This window comes from Pseudoalteromonas sp. SG41-2, from assembly GCF_014164535.1.
Lineage (GTDB): Bacteria > Pseudomonadota > Gammaproteobacteria > Enterobacterales > Alteromonadaceae > Pseudoalteromonas > Pseudoalteromonas rhizosphaerae.
The window spans coordinates 1-2,816 of sequence record NZ_JACJFK010000068.1; the positions used below are offsets into that span (position 1 = coordinate 1).

General features: G+C 42.6%; 1 protein-coding gene and 2 pseudogenes. All 3 read right to left on the reverse strand.

Annotation, left to right across the window (positions count from 1 at the left end):
• Window positions 1-184 (reverse strand): annotated as a pseudogene (locus H5186_RS22285) (hypothetical protein); the annotation flags it as partial.
• Between the two features lie 33 nt (window positions 185-217).
• Window positions 218-964, reverse strand: coding sequence for an immunity 49 family protein (locus tag H5186_RS22290; protein WP_259398159.1), 747 nt, complete (start codon window positions 962-964; stop codon window positions 218-220).
• Between the two features lie 10 nt (window positions 965-974).
• Window positions 975-2,816: pseudogene (locus H5186_RS23215) on the reverse strand (hypothetical protein); the annotation flags it as partial.

Sequence of the window (2,816 nt, forward strand, 5' to 3'; positions counted from 1 at the left end):
CGATAGCATCCCATAGTTGCAGTGCGGGTTCAAAGCCGCGCAGGTTTATTTCGATTGACTGCCAATGAATGGCTTCTTCTTCAGTAATTGCAAGCAATTGTTGGTATTTACTTTCATCATCACCGTCAAGCGAAGTAGGGTATCTATCTTCGTCAATAAGTGATAAGTGAATTAAACTGCTCATAGATAATAGGCTCGTGTTGTGTGATTATCGAAACTAATCAATTAAAAATAAAGGTAAATATAGTGAATCGGTTTGGCATTGCCAACCATGCATGTCTTTGCCTAACTTTGCCATAGTAAGAGCATTTAAACAGATAAAGCCTTCTTCCATATCTTTTAAATCACCAAATTTACATTCATCTTTATGCCAAGTTATGGCTTTGTCGATACTAGTTTGCCAACGTAATTCATCACCTGAGACTAAGGCCGAGATTGCTTCTAATAAAGGAAGTATATATTGCAGTACATCTTTGTCTTTAGTGTTTTTGGCTTCAAGTAAAGCAGCCTCAACATCATCTTTATTAATAGTTTGGCCTGTACCAATCGCTTTTAATAGTTCAGCGTATTGGAGTTTTGCTTGATGTTGAACGCTGGATAACTTTATTTCACTGTGTTTAAGCTTTTCTAAAACATCCTGCTCAGCAAAGAGAAGAACAACATTTAGCTCTTGTTGAATAGTCCAATCGTTATTACTCGTTTTTAATTTAGGGTCGAAGCCGCATAAAAAAGCAAACGGTGCTGCTTTTTCAAAATTGGGTTTTACTTCTGAGTGCTCTTCGAGTGCGTATTTAGCGTATGCAAGCATAAAATAGAAATCGGTTATTTTAAATACGCTATTTTTATTTTGTTCAGGGGTTCTAGTATTATCTTGAAAACGCTCTATCCATGCGGCCAAATGGCTGTTTGCACGTGAGATGTTTTCTTCTATATTTTCTATCGATAGTTGGTTTAACTGTAGCATTATCAATTCTCTATGGTAAAGGTTGTAATTTTCCTTCGACGACTTGACCGCCTTTTTCAACGGCTTCAATAACAATTTTATTTAACGGTATATCTAAGTCATTCGCATTGAATAAGTCGTTGCCTAGTGTATTTTGAGCCGGATATTTCTTGGATTTTCTCATGCTTTTAATTGTATTTTTTATCCACTTCGTGGTCATTTGATCGCCTTTCTTAGCTCCTTTAGTGAGCTCGGCGCCAGGTCCCTTAGCTTCAACGATAAAGTATTCTAGCACGTTGCCATTTTTATCCCGCTTAGCCCATACTTGGTCAAAACCGGGGCCCGGACCAAAGCCTAGCTCCATTTTCGCAGGTGGCGGGGGCTTATAAAAGTGTTGTGCCATATAGGCACTTGCTGCACGTTCACCTTTAACTTCGGTAAGCTTCGCTTTAAATGCACCAATGCGATGGCTTGAATCACCATTTTTAATAGCGTCATCTAGTTTGTTCTTATAAGCCGTTTCATAAGCAGCTAAGTTTTTATAATGGGCATCAAGGGCTGGGTTTCTGACTCGCTTAAGCGCTGTAGCCCCCTTTAAATCATTCCCTTTCGGCGGCTCAAGCTCATTGGCAACGGTTTTCTTCGGTTTGCCCACTACGCCTGTGCTTGCCGGTGGCTCAAATTCATCGAGGGCTTTATTTACGCGATTGCCAATTTCATTTGCGGCGTTTCTTACGCCTTGGTCTATTTGCGGGGTGACTTCATCAAGCTGTTTGACCATAGCTTGCATGCCGTCAATGGCTGAGTCAGTTAGCAGAAGGTCGTATTTCCAGCTGGTTGAAATATCTTGCAAGGTATCTCTAAAGCCTTTGATTACGGCTTTTACTTCACTGGCGGCTTGCTTGCCCAAATTTTGCCAGTTTATTTCCCGTAAGTATTTTACTGGGTCGCCTTTACCGAGCTTGCGTAGCACTGCAATGGCGGCTTCCATTGACTCACCACTATTTTTAATTACAACTTTACCCACACCTTTTACAGCAGAGCCTAATAATGGAACCAAACCAATGGCGGTTAGGGTAAAGGCTATCCAGCCGTCGCTGTCGTTGGCTTTATCATCATCGGTGAGTAACACGGTATTTGCACAAATATCACGAATATCCATGATTTGGTCAACCACCGGTATCATCGAGATAATGGTACCCACAACGATTTGTGAGGTGCTGGGGTTTTTATTAAAGTCACCTTGCAATGTGCCCCATAACCAATCACCGGCTTGGTTGGCTAAATTGCCTGCTTCTTCCAGCTTTGCGGTGTTACCGCTATTAATCATGTGCACGGCATCGGCGGTGGTTATTTGCCCATACAACGGGTTTGGTGTGGTGTTATCCTCTGGCTGATAATCGCGGCTGTCTTCGCCGTATTTAACACTGAACTGACCGCTGGGAATATTGGTAAGTTGTGCTTGTCCACTGTCATCTAGTTGCCCGGTCGCTTGCGTTCCATCATCAAACTCTATGGTGTAGGGGGCGTTTTTAACAGGACTCCCGTCTTGGTAAACATATTCTAAATCGACCACACTGGCGGTCGTTGCTGCAACACCTGCATCATTGATGGTTACATCGTTAATGCGACTAATACTCGCAGGATTTGAGGCACTTGGGCTACTGGCTGTTTGCGGGCTTTCTATATCGTAATCAACCGGCCCATCAAAGGTTATCATGTTGCTGTCGAGGGTGAGCACGTTGGTGGCGATGATGGTGGCGTTGCCTTGGCTATCGAGTTTAATTTCGCCGCCGGCGTTATGAATGATTAAATCGCCTTGCCCAGAGCCTGTGATGTTAATTGACTTACTGGTTTGTAAAAACGTTGAACC

Excerpts from the sequence above, each read along its gene's own strand:
- H5186_RS22290 (WP_259398159.1), bottom strand. The coding sequence starts at position 964 with ATGCTACAGTTAAACCAACTATCGATAGAAAATATAGAAGAAAACATC.